The following is a 20,401-nucleotide window of genomic DNA, read 5'->3' on the forward strand; positions in this document are numbered from 1 at the left end:
CGTTTCGGCTACGTAAAAGCAAAGCGCCAGGAAAATTCCGGCTTTGCATTTTGAAATTAGTTGCGTTATGTGGCCGGGGGCAGGTTTTCTGAACACGTTTAGTCAATGTAAAAGAAAAGAGCACCAGGAAAATCACAAACGATTTTCCTGGTGCTCTTTTTTCAGTTAAATCAAAATCCCATTCGTATGATCCACTTCATGCTGAATAATTTCAGCGGTAAAATCATTAAACGTCTGGGTGTGTGATTTAAAGTTCTGATCCTGATACGTGACTTCAATCGTCTTATAACGGGTCGTTGTTCGCTGACCTTCCAACGAGAGACAGCCTTCAGTAGCTTCGTAAGGACCGCTTTTTTTAGTGATTTCTGGGTTGACCATGGGAATGGATAACATGCCAAGCTGAATCGCAATAATGCGCTTTTTAACGCCAATCATGTTAGCCGCTAAGCCAACGGCGCGACTAGTGTTAGCTTTAAGGGTATCCACGAGGTCGGTTACAGCAGCGGCATCCGCCTGGGTTGCTCGAGTGGCTTTTTGGGAAAGAAAACCTTGGTCGTGGTTAATTTGTTTGATCATGAAAAAACTCCTTCTTAAAATCAGTCTTCTATTATTGTGGGAACGCCTTGGTTTAAATCATCAATGATTTCCTTAGCTGGGCGGATCTTGGTCATGGCACCGGCGATTTCACCAGCCATGAAGCTGCCATGATCCACATCGCCATGAATTGCACGCAGCAAAGAACCGCTGGATAACTGACTGAACGTTGCTGAGTCAGTGGTAACCAGCAATTTGGTCGTTAACGGTGTCTTCAAACTACGAACGCGATCACCACCAGTTCCGGTAACTACTGTACCATTATCGTCGGCTTTAATCACCAGTTGTTTATAAATCGGGTCAATGGGGGTCTCTTTGGCAACTAAAAATGCGGTGCCAACTTGGACACCAGCGGCACCTAACGCGAAGGCCGCTTTTACGCCCGCACTGGTGCCAATACCACCAGCAGCAATTACGGGGATGTCCACCGCGGATGCGACTTGCGGCACCAATACCATGGTGTTTTCGGTGCCGATATGGCCGCCAGATTCCGCGCCTTCAGCAACCACTGCGGATGCGCCCAGGGCAGCCATTTTCTTGGCAATCTTAACGTTAGGAATGACTGAAATCACCTTGGTACCGGCATTGATTAAGCTCTGCAGGAATGGCGCAGGGTTACCGGCGCTGGTGAAGACAACTGGAACCGGGTCAGCCAATAGGACGGGTAACAGACTGTCAATGTTAGTTTGCTGCAGCATCAAATTAACCCCAAATGGTTGCTTAGTTGCGGCTCGAATAGTCTTTAAATCTGCTTGCAGCGATTCTGGCGTGGATCCAGTAGTGGTTAAAACACCTAAACCACCGGCATTACTAACGGCAATCACCAACTCTGGCCGTGAGATTTGCGCCATGGCACCTTGAATGATGGGTTTTTGAACGTGCAGTAATTTAGTCAGTTGCATATTATGACCTCCTTGGGATTAGGAAATGACATGATTTACCTAACAGAATAACACGAAATGGCTGAGGTTGGGGGTTGGAAATGACAATTCAAGTTGGACGCAAAAAAGCAATGAATCGCACGAGATGTGATTCATTGCTTTTTTGAAATTAAAACACTATCTGCCAGCAACTTGCTGATGTTCAACCACCGTTTCTGGTGCGGTTTCTTCTTCACGCATCCGCTTCAGTTCACGTTGCTTATTGCGTTCTGCCAAATGGACTTCATGGGTCAAGAAGGAATGGGTCTTAGCAAAGTAGTCATGTTTCTTACCTAGCTTAACCAGGTAGCCGTTGATGTAATCAACTTCGGTTGGCCGGTAGTTATGCATATCCTGATACATTGAAGGGTAGTGGAGTGGGTTAGCGACTTTAGACACGTAATTGACACTTTCCAGTTCTTCTTCACGGGTATTGAGCATCTTGACGCCATCGCGTTCGCAGACGTCGTAGGCTTCGTCGATCAGCTGGCGGCTCATTTCATCAGCGCCTTCATAGTCGGCGTATTCACCCATGGTGACTTCAAACATGGTGCAAAGGGTGTTAACAACTGAGTTGAAGACGACTTTGGCCATCAGTGTGCCGCGGAAGTTTCTGGTGAGATTAGGATTAAACTGGGCTTTTTTAAGCTGTTCAACCAGCTTGTGGGTGAAGTCATCTGGCTTTTCAGTGTAGTTAGCGAGGTTCATTGAACCGGCGCCACGCTTACCGATGAAGTCAACGTCGCCAGGGCCGTTCAAAACAGTGGCAACCAAGGCGGTTCCTGCGACCAGCTTTTCTGGTTTGAAGTACTTCAACAATTTTTCGATGTGGCCCATCCCGTTCATGCAGGTAAAGGCGTATTGGTTAGGTTTAAAGAAGTGGGCGCAACGTTTCAGCATATCGGACAACTGCATTTGCTTCAGGAAAAAGATATAGCAGTCGGGGTTGCCATCGTATTCTTCTGGGTAATAAACGTTAACGGGTACCAGATGGGTATCTTCATGATCCCGAGAAACCTTAACGCCACCCTGTTTACGGATGGTTTCGACTTGGGGTTTCCAGCCATCAACAAAGTCAACTTCATTACCAGCATCCTGTAGCAAAACACCATACCGCAAACCCATTGCACCTGTTCCAACAACTGTGAATTTCATATGTATTACCCCTTTAAATAAGTATTGTAATTTGAAAGCAAAAATACCCTTTAAGCCATCTCTGACTTAAAGGGCACGTGTGCGTTACCACCTTTATGTTTGCTGTTTGTCACCAAGCAGCACTTACAATCTGCAAACACAGATCCATGTTGATATCGGAGATTGACTCCGCCACTGATTACTAGTTACCGTTTATCAGCAGTGCTTCGAGGTGATTGGCTGGTACAAATTGTCCGCTTACACCAAACCGAACTCGCTTATGGTGTACCAACGCTGTCCTCGTCAACGCATTTGCTTATCGAATTGACATCATAATAACACTTCAATGTGAGATGTCAAATCTAATTTTAATGTTTATCTCATCGTAATCCAATGGAATATTACAAATATTCAAATAAATATACATTTATAAGCTAAGAAGCTGCTCATTAAAAATATCCTGAAATACATTATCTAAAAGAATAATGTAAGAATGAGATTATTAATTATCTTTCATAGTCATTGAGTACTTATACAGTAACAATTAAAATTAATAGTGACATATATAATTATTGCAATTATTTGAGATTGGATGAGGTTATTTTTATGGCAAAAAAGAAAAGTATTACGTTGGTTAATCTGGTCTTAATGACGTTTACGACGATCTATGGGTTTGCAAATACGACCATCGCGTATGACCAGATGGGGTATGCCAGTATTATCTGGTATATTTTAGCAGCTTTATTATTCCTATTACCCAGTTCATTAATGTTCGCTGAATACGGGGCCGCTTTTAAGGACGCTCACGGTGGCATTTATTCCTGGATGGCCGGATCGATTGGTGAACGGTGGGCTTTTATCGGGACCTTTATTTGGTTATCGTCTTGGATTATTTGGATGGTATCGACGGCGTCAAAGGTCTGGATTCCGTTAGCCACGCTGATTTCCGGTCACGACAGCACACCGCAGTGGCAGCTGTTCGGTCTGGGGTCGACCCAGCTAATTGGGCTTCTAGGTATTTTGTGGATCCTAGCTGTAACGTGGTGTGACGTGCATGGGATCGATGCGATAGCGAAGATCTCATCGGTGGGCGGCGTTTTTGTGAGTTTGCTGACGGTGATTTTTGTGCTGGCCAGCTTTGTGGTACTGTTCGCAAATGGCGGTCATTTAGCTGAACCGATTCACGGGTTAAGCAGCTTCGTTAATTCACCTAACAGTCAGTTTCAATCGCCAATTGCTTTTGTTTCCTTTGTGGTCTACGCGGTGTTTGCTTACGCTGGGGCCGAGTCTTTAGGCGGTGTGACCGACAGTATGGATCAGCCCGAGAAGACTTTTCCGCGAGGGTTGATTATTGCCACCGTTGTGATCACCATTGCTTATTCATCATCGATTTTCCTGTGGGGGATCAGCACGAACTGGCAGCACGTTTTGGGCGGCAATCAGGTGAACCTCGGAAATATCACCTATGTTTTGATGAATAACCTCGGGGTCGTTTTGGGGCAGAGCTTGAATCTGTCGACAGCTACCGCTACTATACTGGGAACCTTGTTTGCCCGGTTTGCGGGATTAAGTATGTTTATTGCTTACTTAGGTTCCTTCTTTGTCCTGGTTTATTCACCGTTGAAATCCTTTATTATGGGTTCCAACCCAAAGTTTTGGCCAAAGAAGATGACGACTTTAAACAAGCATCACATGCCGGCCTACGCAATGTGGATCCAAGCAATCATCGTCGCTGTCATGATCTTCTTAGTGGCATTCGGTGGCAGTACAGCAGCTAAGTTTTACACGATTCTAACCGATATGGGGAACGTTTCCACCTCGTTTCCGTACATTTTCCTGATTGGGGCCTTTCCGTTCTTTAAGCGGCGTCACGACCTGGAACGGCCGTTTGAAATTTATACCAACCGTGGCTGGACTAACTTGATCGTGGCAGTGGTTCTGATCGTGATTAGTGGTGGCATCATTTTCACCGCGGCCTATCCAATCATGACGCACGATTACTATACGGCTTTTTGGACCATCATTGGGCCAGTCTTCTTCGGTGCGGTTGCGTGGGCGTTCTTAGCCTTTCGCACCCGTCAGACGAAGGACCGAAATTAATGCTGAAAGAATGTTAATTATGGTAACGCTGTGTTAGGCTTAATGAGGAGACCTTTAGTTAAATTAAAGCAACTAACAACCATGACATTTTAAGAAGGATGAGCTATGACAAGTAATGTTGAAACGTTAACGATCCCAATTATTAAGCATCGAAAGGGTTATAAGTTTGCAAAAATTGTTGATCCAAATGAACCGTCTGAAGCAACGTTAGCTAAGCGGTTAAATGATGTTCAAAACATCGATTTAGACGGTACCTTCAGGGCGCCATATGATGATAGTGAAATCTTTGTGGCTCATGATAAGCACGAGGCAACGAGTGTTTCCGTTGATTTTGATGTGGGTTCTGGATTTTCGGCTGATTTTTACGAAGGCCAAATTAATCTGTCAACGGGCTCTTACGAAGCGCTGCGTAATTTTACGCTGCATGACGGTGATGTGCTCAAAACCAAAGCTGGTAAAAGCGAGTACGTGTTTATCTATAAGGGCGATAAGTTTGAAGGTTTTCAACGTACCAAGCGGGAATTGTACCACTTCATTCTGAAGCAAAATGGCATCTATGATTTCTCCAGAATGAGAATCGTCAAGAATAAATTAAAGTTCGAAACCCTTAAGTATAACGCCCTTAAAGAAAAGCAACTGGCAACGGGGATGACCACGAGTAAAGATGCGCTGAAGATCATGCAACGATTGCTGGCTCGAGTGACCAAGTATACCAAAACCAGTATCCGCGATCGGTTTGTAACGACCGGGCGGGCAAAGTTAGTTAAAAAGGGAATCAAGGTCGAGCTGGTTGACAGCGAAAATGAACCGAGTAACACCCAAACTGTCAATTAGCGTCTAAATAACAGAATAAAAAGATGAGGCCACTGGATCGATTATTGATCCAGTGGCTTTTTTAGTTGAAATTAAACGGATTAAACGGTCAAGTGTCTGTAAATTTTTAGTCGTTAGTGTAAATAAATATTCAAGAAAGTCTTGACAAAATAACTGATTACAGCTAGATTAAACGTAAATGAGAATATCATTAGAACAAAGTGAAATTATTAACGATTTAATTTTAAAGGTTAAGATTGTTCGACTTTCTAATTAAAGTATTAGTGGCTTCTGGCACATACAAAGGCGGTGGGTTTTATGAATAAATCATACCGGCAACAACTCAATTTAAAGGGCGGTTCATACCGGTTTTACAGTATTGACGCGTATTTGAAGGATCATGGACAGACGGTTGACAAGCTTCCTTACACCATTCGGATTTTACTGGAAGAAGCGTTGCGCCGTGCAGATCAGAAACCTGATCAAGGGCGGGTTCCTTCCGCGTTCAATGATTGGGATCAGCATCATGATCAAAATATTGCGCATCAACCGGAACGGGTCATTTTGCAGGACCTAACGGGTGTTCCAGCGTTAGTTGATCTGGCAGCGATGCGTGATGTGGTGGCTAAACGGGGCGGCGATGTGAATTCAATCAATCCGGAAATCCCGGTTCACTTAGTCATTGATCACTCCGTTCAAGTTGATCACGCTGGCAATAAGCAGGCCTTTGCTTACAATATCCAGCAAGAATTCAAACGCAACCGTGAGCGATATACCTTTTTAAAATGGGCGCAAAACAGCTTTAAAAATCTGACGGTCATTCCACCTGACACGGGGATCATTCACCAAGTTAATTTGGAGTATCTGGCTGACGTTATCCACCCCAAGCAATTGGCGGATGGCAGTTACGAAGCCTTCCCAGATACGTTAGTTGGAACTGATTCGCACACCACGATGATCAACGGCCTGGGGGTTCTCGGCTGGGGTGTCGGCGGCATTGAAGCAGAGTCCAGTATGCTGGGCGAACCCACGTATATGCCGATGCCTAAAGTAGTGGGCGTTAAGTTGACGGGTAGGTTAGGCGAGGGCATTACAGCCACCGACCTGGCACTGACGTTGACCCACCTGCTGCGTGAACATAACGTGGTTGGAAAGTTCGTTGAATTTTACGGTGAAGGCGCGCAAAGCCTGCCACTTGCTTACCGGGCCACTATTGGCAATATGGCCCCTGAATACGGTGCTACGTGTGGGTTCTTCCCGATCGATCAGCAAACTATCGACTATTTAAAATTAACGAACCGGTCGGCTGATCAAATTGATCTAGTGGAAAATTATGCAAAAACGAATAGCCTGTTCTATGACGAAAAGGCCATTCCGCAATACAGTGAAACCGTCTCACTTGATTTGGCCAGTGTTCAAAGCAGCTTAGCTGGACCCAACCGGCCACAGGATACGGTTGCGCTAAAAGACATGCCCAAACAATTTGATGACCGGCGTCAGCTGCCTGATTATCCAGTGACAGTTAACGGTCAGAAATTCAAGATTCGGGTCGGCTCCATCGGTATCGCAGCCATTACCAGCTGTACGAATACCTCTAACCCGAAAGTTCTTTTGGCAGCTGGATTAGTTGCTAAAAGGGCCGTTGAGTTAGGTTTAAAAGTGCCCGATTATGTGAAAACATCGTTAGCGCCAGGTTCTCGAGTCGTGACCCAGTATTTGGAAGCGGCGGGGCTGCAACCCTATTTGGATCAACTTGGTTTTAACCTGGTTGGGTATGGCTGTATGACTTGTATTGGTAATTCAGGTCAGTTAAAAGAAGACCTGCAAACTAGGCTCACTGAGCATCCTTATCCAATTGCGGCAGTTGAAAGTGCTAACCGTAATTTTGCGGGCCGGGTTAATCCACTGGTCAAGGATACCTACTTAGCTTCACCGCCACTCGTTGTGATCTACGCGTTAGCTGGGACTTGTGATATTGACCTGACAACTCAGCCGGTGGGAACCTCTAAATCGGGTACGCCAGTTTACTTAAAGGATCTGTGGCCAAAAGATAGTGAAGTCGCACAGCTTGAACAGCAGTATCTAAAGCCCAAAGAATTTCAAAAGAACTACCAGTCCATTTTGAGCCAAAACATGACCTGGGATGAACTGCCAGCACCGCAATCAGCAACTTATCAGTGGGACGTTCGCTCAACGTACATCGCGGCACCGCCATTCTTTGATGGTGCAGCCGGCAGCAAGCAGTTATCCGGTCTACGCGTACTGGCTAAGTTAGGTGATTCCATCACTACGGATCACATTTCGCCAGCCGGTTTTATTGGCGCGGAAACGCCAGCTGGCCGTTATTTGAAGTCCAAAGGGATTGCAACGAAGGACTTTAATTCGTATGGTTCCCGTCGCGGTAATCACGAAGTCATGATGCGCGGTACACTGGCAAATATTCGGTTAAAGAATCAGTTAACGCCTGATAAGACCGGTGGTTTTACCCGGTACTTACCAACTAATAAAGAAACGACCATTTTTGAAGCCGCGCAGCAGTATCAGACTGATCATACCGGATTAGTCGTCTTGGCCGGTAAGGATTACGGCATGGGTTCTTCTCGTGATTGGGCTGCTAAGGGTGTCAAACTCTTAGGTGTCAAAGCCATCATCGCTGAAAGCTTTGAACGAATTCACCGGGCTAATCTAGCCATGATGGGCGTTGTGCCGCTTCAATATCAGCCGGGACAAACTGCCGAGTCGTTAGGGTTAGACGGGACCGAAACATTCTCAATTGAACTGGACGGTCAAGTCGCACACGTAATGGCACAGAAGGCGGATCAGCAAACTAAATTTGATGCGATCGTGCGCTTTGATACCCCCGTTGATTGGAAGTATTACAGAAACGGCGGCATTATGCCAATGATCGTTGCCAATAAGGTAGCTGCTAAAGAGAATCAATAGGGTTTAACGTCAGAGGTGACAAAATGGAATTACCAAAGGGATTAGCTGGAGTTGTGGTTGATCAGACCAAGGTCAGTTCAACGAAGAATGCGGTATTAACGTACGCAGGATATCCTATTAAGGAATTAAAGGATGCCCCGTTTGAAGAAGTGGTGTTCCTGTTGTGGCACACGCGGCTTCCAAGTGCCGATGAATTAAGTGAATTTAGAAAACGGCTGGTTTCAGAAATGGTATTACCAGAAAAAACCGTTCAATTGATCACCAGGATCACCTATGAGCCGCAGCATCCAATGAGTATTTTAAGGACGACGGTGTCGCTTCTTGGCACGACTAACGATGTTAAGCGAGATGATCCGCCACGGATATTGGCGAAGCTGTTAACGGCCATTGCGGCAATTATTCGTATTCGGGACGGTCAGCCCATTAAACACGCGCAAAAGGGCTGGGGCGTAGTTGAAAACTTTATCTACCTGTTTTCCGGGCAGCGGCCAACTCCAGAACGGGTCGCCATGTTTAACACCGTCATGGTGCTGCACGCCGATCATGAATTTAATGCGTCGACGTTTACTGCCCGAGTGGTGGCGTCGACTCAAGCCGATTACTATTCGTGCTTGACCGCAGCGGTCTGTGCCTTAAAGGGACCGCTTCACGGCGGTGCTAATGAACGGGTCTTTAAAATGCTGGAAACCATCCGTGACACGGGTCAGGATCCCGTGCAATACGTCAAAGACCAGATGGCTAGTGGACACAAGATCATGGGTTTTGGTCACCGTATCTATAAAAATGGTGATCCAAGAGCCGTTATCCTGAGGGAAGTCGCCCGCAAAATTGCGCACGAAACGGATAATGATTCGTACTTTGTGTTGCAAGAGCAAATTAAAGATTATATGTTTAAAGCGACCCATCTGCATCCTAATGTGGATTACTATACCGCGTTGATCTATCACTGCTTTGACCTTGACAAGCAAACGTTCACCATGATGTTTGCGGCCTGTCGCACAGCAGGTTGGCTGGCACACATTGTTGAACAGCAAGCTGAGGGCTGCCTGATCAGGCCATCGTCGGAGTACGTGGGTGAGACTAACCGGCATTACCCGAGCCGATAAGGAGGAAATTTTAAGTGACTGAAGAAAAAATAACCATGAATAACGGCCAGCTTCAAGTGCCGGATAAGCCAACCATTCCCTTTATTAAGGGGGACGGTATTGGCCCTGAAATTTGGGGAGCAGCTCAAACGGTCTTTGATGCAGCGGTCAAGAAAGCCTACGCTGGTCAAAAGAAAATTAACTGGTTGCCATTATTAGCTGGTGAGAAGGCTTATCAAGAAACTGGCCAATGGCTGCCGGATAAGACGCTGTCAACGCTGCGTGAATACCTAGTTGGCATTAAGGGCCCGCTGACGACTCCCATTGGCGTTGGCCACCGGTCCATTAACGTGACCCTGCGTCAGAAATTGGATTTGTATGCCTGCTTTCGACCGGTAACGTATTATCCAGGAACGCCATCGCCAGTCGTCCATCCCGAAAACGTGAATATTGACGTTTTCCGAGAGAATACGGAAGACATTTACGCTGGAATTGAAAGCGACGTTGGCACGGCGGATGCTGAAGCCTGGAAAGACTTACTGACTAAACAGGATAAAATCAGTAAGGTCCGCTTCCCCGATACGTCCGCTTTTGGCATTAAACCCATTTCAAAACAGGGTTCGACCCGGCTGGTCAAGGCGGCCATCGATTACGCGCTTGCTAACAACCGGCACACCTTAACGTTGGTTCATAAGGGCAATATTATGAAAAAGACTGAGGGTAACTTTAAAAGATGGGGCTATGAAGCGGCTGAAAAGTATGGTGATCAAGTCTTTACGTGGAATCAATACGATCAAATTAAAGCCGATCAGGGTGCTCAAGCAGCTGATCAGGCCTATCAAGCCGCCCGTGATGCGCAAAAGTTGGTCGTGAATGATGTGATCACCGATAACTTCTTCCAGCAGTCCTTACTCTACCCAGAGCATTTTGAAGTGGTCGCGACCATGAACCTAAACGGTGATTACATTTCGGATGCCTTAGCCGCCCAGGTTGGCGGTATTGGGATTGCGCCTGGTGGCAACATTAACTATCAAACGGGTCACGCGATTTTTGAAGCGACGCACGGAACCGCACCGCAATTTGCCGGTCAAAATAAATTGAATCCGACTTCGATTATTCTATCCGGTGCCATGATGTTTGATTATCTGGGTTGGACCGAAGTTGCCCAGTTGATCCGAAGCGGCATCAAGCAGGCCATTCAATCGCATCATGTGACTGTTGATTTTGCTAAAACAGCAGCCGCAACAGTGCTGAGTACCAGTGAATTTGGCGATTATGTGGCACAGTTGATTGCCCAATCTGGTCAAAGATAAAGAATAAGATATAAACAAGGCCTATTCCGATTAAGCGGAGTAGGCCTTGTTTATATCTTATTCAGTCAGCTTCTATAATTCTAAAAATTTGCCCGTTTCAAACATTCCCTCTAAGAAAGCAGGAACAGTGTCCGTTCGGTTCCAGTCGCGTTGCAGCTCACAAGCTAACTGGGCATAAGAAGTGGGGTGGGCGCCGGCCTGTTCTACCCGGCGTAACGCTGCTTCGTGGGCATCGAGACTGGTGCCGCCAACGGCATCAACCACCGGATAAACGTCGTAGCCCTCAGCCATGGCGTCAATGGCGGGGAAGGTCAGGCACGCTTCCGTCCATAACGCTGCTATGATAATGTTATGACGGTTAGTTGACGTGACTGCTTCATTAAATTCCTGATCTTCCCAGGCATTGATCGTGGTGCGGTCATACGATGGCGTATCACCTAAAACGGCCTTTAAGTCATCAATGGTATCTTTGTTGCGACCAGTTGCAACGTTTACCGTTGAAAGAATGATCGGCACATGATAAGCCTGCATCAGTTTGGTGGTTGCCACAATATTTTGGACGAGCTGGTGGCGGTTCATTGATTCAATGGATTGAATCTGCGTTGGTTGATAATCAATAATCACAAAAACACTATTGCCGGGTGCTAATAAACGGTCAGTTTGGGGATCTCTTGGTGCGTAACTTGTCATGATGATCATTCCTTTCTCGTTAATTACGCACATTATAAGCAGGGGCCGACGTGATTCAAAGAACGACGACTTATATCCGACAATAGGTTTATAATGTTAAATTTATGAGAAATTCAAGATAGCTAGAAATGAGAAATTGAAATAAATTATCACTGTAATCCGCTTTCATGAAAATTATTTTCAAAAACGCTTGCAGTTCACCTTTAAGTTGCCTACAATTCTTTTGTTGTGCTTTTTTGCATATAACAAGTATATGAGAGAGAAACGAGGAAGTTGTCTTGCAATTTATAGTGCTGTTTTTAGGGATTGCATTGTTGTTATTCCTGATTATTCGTGTGAAGTTAAACACGTTTATTTCCTTAATTTTGACCGCCGTTCTAGTTGCCTTAGGGTTGGGTATGAACCCAAGCGATATTGCGGGAACCATCACTAAAGGGATCGGTAATTCTATGGGAGAATTAGCCATCGTCTTTGGTTTTGGTGCCATGATCGGCCGGTTAGTGTCTGAAGCGGGTGGGTCGTACCGCATTTCCCAAACGCTGATTCGCGTATTTGGAAAGAAACGGCTTCAGTTAGCGATTGTTGTGGCATCCTTTATCATCGGGATGTCGATGTTCTTTGAAGTTGGGTTAGTGCTCTTAACACCGATCGTGTTCTCGATTGCCCTAGAGGCCGGAGTGCCATTCCTCTACCTTGGGTTACCAATGGTAGCGGCACTGTCCACCACCCAAGCTTTCTTACCGCCACAACCGGCACCAACCGCTGTGGCCACGGCGTTAAGCGCCAACATTGGGACGGTCTTGCTGTACGGAATCATTGTAGCGATTCCAACGGTGATCATGGCTGGTCCGGTATTTACTAAGCTGGCTCAAAAGTACGCGCCGTCTGCGTTTACTTTTAAGAAGGAACTGCCGGCGTTTGGTGAGATCAAAGAGTTCAAGCTTGATGAGACACCAGGATTTGGAATTTCAATTTTGACGTCATTGTTCCCAGTGATCTTCATGGGGGCCGCCACAATTTACCAATTGATTGTTCATGATACGGGCTCAGCCGCACGACAGGGGCTTAATTCCTACATGTCGATGATTGGTAGCCCAGTGGTTGCCATGCTGATCTCACTATTGTTTGCAGTTTGGTCAATGGGCTTCCACCAACACCGTTCCATGAAGCAAATTGGCGATGCACTGACTGAATCAATCAAGTCGATCGCCATGCTGCTGATGATCATCAGTGGTGGCTCTGCTTTCAAGCAAGTTCTGCTTGATGGTGGGGTGGGGAATGCTATTCAGCACTTAGTTGCCGGCGTTCACTTATCACCGCTGATCTTGGGTTGGCTGATCGCGGTTGTTTTGCGGATCGCGCTGGGTTCTGCTGCCGTTGCAAGTATGACTGCAGCCGGGCTGATCACGCCATTGATGATTTCTAGCGGTGCTGATCCAGCTATGATGGTTCTTGCCATCGGTGCTGGTTCAGTGGCTGCTTCCCACGTTAACGATGCTGGTTTCTGGATGTTCCAGGAATACTTTGATTTAACGGTGAAACAGACCCTGGCCATTTGGACAGTTTTGGAAACCTGGCTGTCGGTTTGGGGATTGGTTTTCGTGCTGATATTAAATGCAATTGTCCACTAGGACGCAAAAAAGTCTGAGCAGATTTGCTCAGACTTTTTATTTGTCTCAAATTCAGTTACTTGATCACTGCGCACAGCAGAATTGGCAAAAACGGTGCCAACAACAGATTGGCAACCTTGATCTTGGTTAATTTCAGCATGTTTAGGCCGATGATCAAAATCAATAGGGAGCCGACACAGGTCATTTCGTTGATGACGGTGTGGGTAAACAGCGGCGCTACCCACTGAGCTAGTAAAGTCAAAACGGACTCATACAGCACGACTGAAACCGATGAAAAGATGACGCCTAATCCTAACGTCGTTGCGAGGATCAGTACAAAAACGCCGTCGATCATTGATTTGGTGTACAGCACCTGATTATTGCCGGTCATCCCGCTTTGCAGGGACCCCACGATTGCCATGGCCCCTACACAAATAAAGAGGGTGCTGGTGACGAAGGCTTCTGAAAAATGGTTCTCACCGCTCATGCCCATCAGTTTTTCCAGCCAGTCACCGAATTTTTGAAATTGGCGGTCAAAGTTGATCAACTCACCAATGATTGCGCCGATCACCATTGAAAGCACCACGATGACTGTATTGGTGCCCTTGAGTGAACCGCTGATGCCGACGTAAACAACGCAGACCCCTAAACTCTGTACAACTAAAGTTTTGACGCGTTCTGAAATACCGTGTTTAAAAGCCAGGCCAATACCGCCACCGCAGATGACGGCGAGGCCATTGGCCAGTGCACCGAATAGAATCATATGAATTTCCCCTTAGATTAAAAAATGATAAATATGTACATTCGTTTATCATAAATGATTTAGAATCCCGTTGCAAGGTTATTTGAATCTGGGATGAGAAACGGGGGCACTTTTCTAGGCTCAATTGCAGAGATTTGATATACTTATATCAAGTAGTAGAAGTCACTTGATCTAGTATTGGAGGAATGCCTATGACACAGTATCCAAAGACACAGGACCAACTGAACCAATTAATTGCCGATTTAAGCCAGCTGCATACTAATATTCAGCAAACTCACTGGTACATGCGCGGCTCAGAATTTTTCAAGTTGCACCCGTTAATGGATGACTATAACGACACGTTAGACGAACAGTTAGACGCAGTGGCGGAACGGCTGATCGCCATTGGCGGCAGTCCGATCGCAACGACCCACGAATTTATTGAAAAAACGGGGCTACCGGATGAAAAAGTAGCCTTCGACCAGTTGACCTTACAACAGTTGATGACACGATTGAATGATCAGTTCAAATATCTGCGTGACCAGTATCAAAAAGGTATCGAGATTACGGATGATGAAAAGGACTTCTCTACGCAAGACATGCTGATTGAAAACCACACTGAAATTGAAAAACTGATCTGGATGGTGTCGGCCTACTTAGGCCAGGGACCGCAGGATTAAACAGTTTACCCCATGGCAAATTGGCATGGGGTTTTAATATGCACTCATGTGATACGCTATAATTAAAACGGAAAGTGAGGTGTCAGCATGACGCTGTTTGATGACTTTCAATTGGTAGGTGATCCGGCTTTGAAGGCTCCCATGGCGCGGTATATGCGCGATCAGTTTGCCTTTGCGGGACTCAAAACGCCGGAACGAAAACGGCAATCTCGAGAACTGCTTAAACAAAGTAAACGGGTGACCGTGCCGGAATTAGTGTCAGGTATCGAGACACTGTATCAACGGCCTGAACGTGAATATCAGTACGTGGCGATCGATTTACTGGTAGCTAACGTGAAACGATTTAACTTTAACGATATGCAGCGGCTGGCCCGCTTGATTTCCGAAAAAGCCTGGTGGGATTCAGTTGATGCCCTGCGTAAAGGGTTTGGTGATTATATCCGGGTTCGACCAGCGGATAAGCAAGCAGTGTTTGAATTGTTTAACGGCGCTGATGATTTTTGGCTGCGGCGGGTGGCCATCACGCTGCAGTTGATGGAAAAGGGCCAGACTGATACGCGGCTGCTGGAACGCGCTATTTTGCCAGATATTGCCACGCCGGAATTCTTCATTCAAAAGGCGATTGGCTGGGCGTTGCGGAACTACAGTAAGGTGGATCCGCAGTGGGTGATGCAGTTTATACAAGCGCATCAGCTCAGTAAATTAGCAATTCATGAGGGCAGTAAATACTTAAAGCTTCACTGAGAACTGGTCTGACGGGTTAGACAGTTGATTAATCAACATTCTCATTAAAATATAACCGCTACCAATGTTAATCCGTGCTATCCTTAATCACTGGAAAGGACTGACTAACATTGCCTGAAAGCGCAATAGCAACAAAGGCGCCGGTCGTACCAATGGATCGTTGGCAGGATCTGGCCCATCAATATGGTTTAGCAACTCTTCCAGACAGCTGGAGAGAAGCAAGCGAAAGCCTTCGTCATCAAAGAAACATTGATTATCTGGAGACCTTTAATGATCGTGAGGAGATTTATTACACCTTAATTGGGAATGAATTTTTGCAAGACATTGTCTGCTATCATCCAGAACAAGTTCACACCTACTGGCTAAAAGATTTAGCACAGTACGTTTTCATTATTGAATAAGTAAATCAAAAAGCGTCCGTTTGACTGAATTGTCAAATGGACGCTTTTAATTTGGCTACATTACAGGTGCCAGAGCCATTGTGCCAGTCCCATGAATAGCGGAATGGTGACTAGAGAACACAGGGTGGTTAGCCCCACAACCGTGGTACTAAAGAGTGCATTGCGATGAAACGTATGGCTGAAGATGGCCATCAACGCAGCCACCGGAGTAGCTTGTCCCAGTAGGATGACGTTTTTAACCATCATAAAATGATTGGGCACGAATTGCAAAATCACCAGGACGATCAGCGGTGCAATGATCAGCCGAGCACCAATGGCTTGGTACAAAGCTTTACTCTTGAGTGCGCTACGAATATTGCCTTGTGCCAGGTAGCAGCCCATGGCGATCATGACCAGCGGCAGGTTCATGTTGGCGAGGTCGGAGACGGTCTTGCCTAAGATTGGCGGCAAGGTGACACCGGTCAACGCAAACAACAGACCAAAGACCAAGGCTAGAATGGCCGGATTGACCACCAGCCGTTTGAGTTGAATCGTGCGCTTATCACCGGAGATCATATAGATCCCGTAGGTCCACAGCGAGAAGTTGGACACACCTACGAAGATACTCATGTAAAACACGCTGCCAGTTCCTAGAACCGCCTTTGACAGCGGTAGGCCAATAAAGCCTAGGTTGGCGAAGATCAACGCGAAGCGAATCAGCATCTGCTCCGGTTTGCGGAAAAACAGCTTGGCGAACGCGATGGTGACCAGCATCATCACGATCAGGATGATCAGACACCACAGGCCATCCAGCATTTGGGAAGCTTTCAGGTTACCGATAAATGAATTTAACAGCAACGCTGGGTTAGATATGTAAATCACGATATTGGAAATTTGCTGACTGCCTGATTCGTCGACTAGACCGACTCGAAAACAGAGAAAGCCAATCAGCATGATCAGAAACATGATAGCAGTCTGGCCAAAAATGACCCGTACGATTGTCACGACAGTTCCTTCCTTCATATGCAGATAATATTTATTATAGGACTATGTGTCGGAAGATGTAAGCCTGTGAGGCAATAGCACGTATCAGCTATTTAACAGATAGATCGCTGCCACGGCTAAAACTACCCCAACGGTATTGCGCAGCGTAAAGCTTTCCTGCAAAAAGATGAGGCCAATGGGAATCAGTAGTAAAGTCAAAATAATGTTCACCGTCATGGCGGTAGAACCAATTGGGGCGCCGGCTTTATAGGACAGCATGTAGCCGAATTCGATAAAGATAATGGCTAGTCCCATCGTGATGGAAGCCCAGTTGACCTGGTGGAGGTCAAAACTCAAAGACTGCTGCTTGCCGCCGACTAGGTATAAGATCAGCGAACCCAATAGCGCAACGCCATAGGTAATGATCAGCGAAAAGAATGGGTCGATGGTGTGGGAGACGTCCCGAGCTGACAGTTGGTATAACATGTTAGCAAAAACGGTGAGAATAAGTGGCCAGAAATAAGTCGGCATAGTAAGTTGCTCCTTTGATTGAATGGTTAGTTCCTATTATACCGTATTAAATTAGGGTGCTTTGAGCAGGTACGGCCGGTTAAGCACCAGCCTGAAACAAGTGTTCACCGCTGAATGGTAATAACTAAGGGTTTGCTAAGTAAAAAAATCAGTAAAATTTTAGTTAAATGGGCTGTTAGTTTACTGAAAAATCATCTATGATGAACGTGTAAGCGCTTAATAAAACGTTTAGCATGAGGAGGTTTTAAATCATGAAACCAGAATTAAGCTGGCTGGATGATCCTGAAACATTCCGGGTCAATCAGCTACCAGTTCATAGCGATCACCATTTTTATCAGAGTGAGACTGATTTAAATGCTGGTCAGAGTCAATTTGCACAATCACTCGATGGGACTTGGCAGTTTAAGTTTGCTAAGCAGCCTAAGGAGCGGCCAATTGGCTTTTATGCACCGGATTATGACCGTAGCGATTTCGATACCATTACGGTACCAGAACACATTGAAATTGCGGGTTATGGCCGGTTGAAGTATATTAATACGACTTATCCCTGGGAAGGTAAGGACTATCGGCGCCCAGCCTACGCGTTAGGCAAGGATCAAAAGGGCGAAGGCATGTTCAGCAACGGCGAGGATAACTACGTCGGTGCCTACCTGAAAACCTTTGAGCTGAATCCTAAACTTCGTAATAAGCGGGTCGTTGTTCAGTTTGACGGTGTCGAACAGGCAATGTATCTCTGGCTGAACGGGCAGTTCGTCGGTTACGCCGAAGACAGTTTCTCCCAGTCCGAATTTGATCTAACACCCTATCTCAAAGACGGGGAAAATTTGATTGCGGTTGAAGTCTTCAAACGCAGTACGGCGGCCTTCATTGAAGACCAAGATATGTTCCGGTTTTCCGGCATCTTCCGCAGTGTGCGGTTAGTTGGCGAACCTGCGATCCACGTGCAAGACATGCGGATCATTGGCAATTTAGCTGACGATTACACCACTGGCGACTTTAGCCTCAAGCTCAAGCTTAACCGGCAGTCGAATGCTAAGGGCAGCGTTCAAATCGGCATTACGGATGATGATGGTCAGAGCCTTTTTGATACTCAAAAGCCAGTCAATGATGACATTGAGATCAACCATCAAACATTCCCTAACGTTCATTTGTGGCAGCATACGGATCCTTATTTGTATCAGCTAAAGATCACCGTGCTGGACGAACAGGGCCAAGTCGTTGAAATCGTACCCTATCAATTCGGTTTCAGACGGGTTGAAATGAAGAATAAGATCATGCTGCTAAACGGTAAGCGGATCATTTTAAACGGCGTCAACCGTCACGAATGGAACGCTAAGAGCGGCCGGGTCATCTCCGTTGCAGATATGAAGCAAGATCTGAAGACCTTCGAAGAAAATAACATTAACGCGGTGCGGACTTGTCACTATCCTGATCGCGACGAATGGTATTACCTGTGCGATCAAGCCGGCGTTTATATGATGGCAGAAAATAATCTAGAATCTCACGGGACCTGGCAGAAGATGGGTGCTGTTGAGCCGTCTTATAACGTTCCCGGTTCATTACCGGAATGGCGTGAAGCAGTGGTCGACCGGGCTCGCAGTAATTTTGAAAGGTTTAAGAACCACACCGCGATCTTATTCTGGTCACTGGGTAACGAAGCCTATGCTGGTGATGACATTGCGGCCATGAACGCCTTTTATAAAGATCACGATAATACCCGTCTTGTCCATTACGAAGGGGTCTGCCGTAACCGGGTCTATGAAGACCGAATTTCCGACATGGAAAGTATGATGTATGATCCGCCAAAGGAAATCGCAAAGTATCTCGACAATGATCCCAAGAAGCCGTTTGTTGACTGTGAGTTCATGCATGATATGGGGAACTCACTGGGCGGCATGTCGTCTTACAACGATTTAATCGATAAGTATCCGATGTATCAAGGTGGCTTTATCTGGGACTTTATTGACCAAGCCATTGAAGTTAAAGATGAAGTAACCGGGCAACCTGTTCTGCGGTATGGCGGCGACTTTGATGACCGTCATTCCGATTATGAATTTTCTGGCGACGGTCTCTTATTTGCCGACCGGACACCAAAACCAGCTCTTCAGGAGGTGAAGTACTATTATGGCAAACACATCAACTAAACAAGTTCAAATTATCTATGGTGACGCAACGTTAGGCTTACGCGGTAACGGTTTTGGCTACATTTTTAGCTATGAACGCGGCGGCATGGAGTCTTTGGTTCAGCATGGTAAGGAATGGTTATACCGGGTACCCAAGCCAACCTTTTGGCGGGCAACCACCGATAACGACCGTGGTAACGGCTTTTCCGTTAAATCCGCTACTTGGTTAGGCACGGATATGTTTTTGAAATGCACCGATATTGCGGTGGCAGTTAACGATAAGCCCATCGCATTACCGATCTCACCCGAGAATAATAAGTACAGCGACCATGAATTTGCTGACCACGTCACGATCACCTTTACGTATGAAACGCTGACCACGCCGGCAACGACGGTGACAGCTGCCTATACCGTTAATGGTAAGGGCGACATTCAGGTCAACGTTGATTATCATGGCAAGGCCGGTTTACCGGAATTACCAGCGTTAGGGCTACGGTTTGTCATGCCAACACCTGCTGTTTGCTTCAGATATGATGGTCTGTCGGGTGAAACTTACCCTGACCGGATGGCTGGTGGTGTTAAAGGCACCTACACCGTAGATGGCATGCCCGTTACGAAGTATTTGGTCCCGCAAGAGTGCGGGATGCACATGCAGTCCAAACAAGTGACCGTGACCCGTAATCGGACGCAGGATAATACCGATCATTCGAGTCATGTGTTTAACCTGACATTTGCTCAAAATGATCGCCCCTTCGCCTTTAGCTGTTTGCCATATACCGCTGAAGAGATCGAAAACGCGACCCACATTGAAGAATTACCAGCACCACGCCGCACGGTCCTCACCGTTTTTGGCGCGGTCCGCGGTGTCGGCGGTATCGATTCTTGGGGTGCGGATGTTGAACAGCAATATCACATTTCAGCTGAGCAGGACCATTCCTTCTCATTTGTCATTCAAGGCGCTTAAATTTGTTAAAAAGGTTGCTAAATAGTTGACCTTGAGTACACTCTAACTTCT

18 protein-coding genes are annotated in these 20,401 nt (G+C 46.3%); 11 read left to right on the forward strand and 7 right to left on the reverse strand.

Annotated elements, in window-relative coordinates; all coding sequences use genetic code 11:
• Positions 1 to 165: 165 nt before the first annotated feature.
• The 3 genes from CES79_RS02920 to CES79_RS02930 all read right to left on the reverse strand — a co-directional run bounded on the left by CES79_RS02920 (position 166) and on the right by CES79_RS02930 (position 2,669).
• The gene (locus CES79_RS02920; RefSeq protein WP_089136254.1) at positions 166 to 576 is read right to left on the reverse strand and encodes a peptide deformylase; all 411 of its coding nucleotides are present in this window, start codon (positions 574 to 576) and stop codon (positions 166 to 168) included.
• A 20-nt stretch (positions 577 to 596) separates the two neighbouring features.
• Complete coding sequence (locus CES79_RS02925; protein WP_054656142.1) at positions 597 to 1,496, reverse strand: NAD(P)H-dependent flavin oxidoreductase; 900 nt, start codon at positions 1,494 to 1,496, stop codon at positions 597 to 599.
• Positions 1,497 to 1,652: 156 nt separating this feature from the next.
• A complete protein-coding gene (locus tag CES79_RS02930; protein WP_089136255.1) occupies positions 1,653 to 2,669 on the reverse strand; it encodes a ketopantoate reductase family protein in 1,017 nt (338 codons plus the stop codon).
• Positions 2,670 to 3,254: 585 nt separating this feature from the next.
• Between CES79_RS02930 and yjeM the strand changes: the two genes are divergently transcribed.
• From yjeM to icd, 5 genes are all read left to right on the forward strand, one after another.
• A complete protein-coding gene (yjeM, locus tag CES79_RS02935; protein WP_089136256.1) occupies positions 3,255 to 4,748 on the forward strand; it encodes a glutamate/gamma-aminobutyrate family transporter YjeM in 1,494 nt (497 codons plus the stop codon).
• A gap of 105 nt (positions 4,749 to 4,853) precedes the next feature.
• Positions 4,854 to 5,582 (forward strand): hypothetical protein, encoded by a 729-nt coding sequence (locus CES79_RS02940; protein ID WP_089136257.1) that lies wholly within the window; start codon positions 4,854 to 4,856, stop codon positions 5,580 to 5,582.
• Between the two features lie 297 nt (positions 5,583 to 5,879).
• The gene (gene acnA, locus CES79_RS02945) at positions 5,880 to 8,504 is read left to right on the forward strand and encodes an aconitate hydratase AcnA (RefSeq protein WP_089136258.1); all 2,625 of its coding nucleotides are present in this window, start codon (positions 5,880 to 5,882) and stop codon (positions 8,502 to 8,504) included.
• A gap of 23 nt (positions 8,505 to 8,527) precedes the next feature.
• On the forward strand, positions 8,528 to 9,610 hold the full coding sequence (locus tag CES79_RS02950; protein ID WP_089136259.1) for a citrate/2-methylcitrate synthase: 1,083 nt from the start codon (positions 8,528 to 8,530) through the stop codon (positions 9,608 to 9,610).
• 14 nt (positions 9,611 to 9,624) lie between these two features.
• Positions 9,625 to 10,902, forward strand: coding sequence for an NADP-dependent isocitrate dehydrogenase (gene icd / locus CES79_RS02955; RefSeq protein WP_089136260.1), 1,278 nt, complete (start codon positions 9,625 to 9,627; stop codon positions 10,900 to 10,902).
• Between the two features lie 72 nt (positions 10,903 to 10,974).
• On the opposite strand, the gene CES79_RS02960 is transcribed toward icd, so the two are convergent.
• Complete coding sequence (locus tag CES79_RS02960; protein ID WP_054656223.1) at positions 10,975 to 11,592, reverse strand: hydrolase; 618 nt, start codon at positions 11,590 to 11,592, stop codon at positions 10,975 to 10,977.
• 278 nt (positions 11,593 to 11,870) lie between these two features.
• Here CES79_RS02960 and CES79_RS02965 point away from each other — a divergent pair, with 278 nt between their 5' ends.
• Positions 11,871 to 13,223, forward strand: a complete 1,353-nt coding sequence (locus CES79_RS02965; protein ID WP_089136261.1) for a gluconate:H+ symporter — start codon at positions 11,871 to 11,873, stop codon at positions 13,221 to 13,223.
• A 55-nt stretch (positions 13,224 to 13,278) separates the two neighbouring features.
• Here CES79_RS02965 and CES79_RS02970 read toward each other — a convergent pair whose 3' ends face one another.
• Positions 13,279 to 13,965 carry a DUF554 domain-containing protein gene (locus tag CES79_RS02970; RefSeq protein WP_054656148.1) on the reverse strand — a complete coding sequence of 229 codons (687 nt, stop codon included), beginning with the start codon at positions 13,963 to 13,965 and terminating at the stop codon, positions 13,279 to 13,281.
• Between the two features lie 185 nt (positions 13,966 to 14,150).
• On the opposite strand from CES79_RS02970, the gene CES79_RS02975 reads away from it, so the two are divergent.
• The 3 genes from CES79_RS02975 (at position 14,151) to CES79_RS02985 (ending at position 15,769) form a co-directional block, all read left to right on the forward strand.
• Entirely contained in the window at positions 14,151 to 14,624 is a 474-nt protein-coding gene (locus CES79_RS02975) for a Dps family protein (protein ID WP_408005816.1), read from the forward strand.
• An 87-nt stretch (positions 14,625 to 14,711) separates the two neighbouring features.
• Positions 14,712 to 15,368 (forward strand): DNA alkylation repair protein, encoded by a 657-nt coding sequence (locus tag CES79_RS02980; RefSeq protein ID WP_054656150.1) that lies wholly within the window; start codon positions 14,712 to 14,714, stop codon positions 15,366 to 15,368.
• Between the two features lie 110 nt (positions 15,369 to 15,478).
• A complete protein-coding gene (locus CES79_RS02985; RefSeq protein WP_133286361.1) occupies positions 15,479 to 15,769 on the forward strand; it encodes a hypothetical protein in 291 nt (96 codons plus the stop codon).
• A gap of 60 nt (positions 15,770 to 15,829) precedes the next feature.
• Here CES79_RS02985 and CES79_RS02990 read toward each other — a convergent pair whose 3' ends face one another.
• Entirely contained in the window at positions 15,830 to 16,753 is a 924-nt protein-coding gene (locus CES79_RS02990) for an AEC family transporter (RefSeq protein WP_159459448.1), read from the reverse strand.
• Positions 16,754 to 16,837: 84 nt separating this feature from the next.
• Complete coding sequence (locus CES79_RS02995; protein ID WP_054656160.1) at positions 16,838 to 17,263, reverse strand: EamA family transporter; 426 nt, start codon at positions 17,261 to 17,263, stop codon at positions 16,838 to 16,840.
• 251 nt (positions 17,264 to 17,514) lie between these two features.
• Between CES79_RS02995 and CES79_RS03000 the strand changes: the two genes are divergently transcribed.
• Both CES79_RS03000 and CES79_RS03005 read left to right on the forward strand, forming a co-directional pair.
• Complete coding sequence (locus CES79_RS03000; protein ID WP_089136264.1) at positions 17,515 to 19,407, forward strand: glycoside hydrolase family 2 TIM barrel-domain containing protein; 1,893 nt, start codon at positions 17,515 to 17,517, stop codon at positions 19,405 to 19,407.
• Entirely contained in the window at positions 19,388 to 20,350 is a 963-nt protein-coding gene (locus tag CES79_RS03005) for a beta-galactosidase small subunit (protein ID WP_054656162.1), read from the forward strand. Before CES79_RS03000 ends, CES79_RS03005 begins: the two co-directional genes overlap by 20 nt.
• Positions 20,351 to 20,401: the final 51 nt, after the last annotated feature.

It is taken from the genome of Secundilactobacillus silagei JCM 19001 (assembly GCF_002217945.1).
GTDB classification, from domain to species: domain Bacteria; phylum Bacillota; class Bacilli; order Lactobacillales; family Lactobacillaceae; genus Secundilactobacillus; species Secundilactobacillus silagei.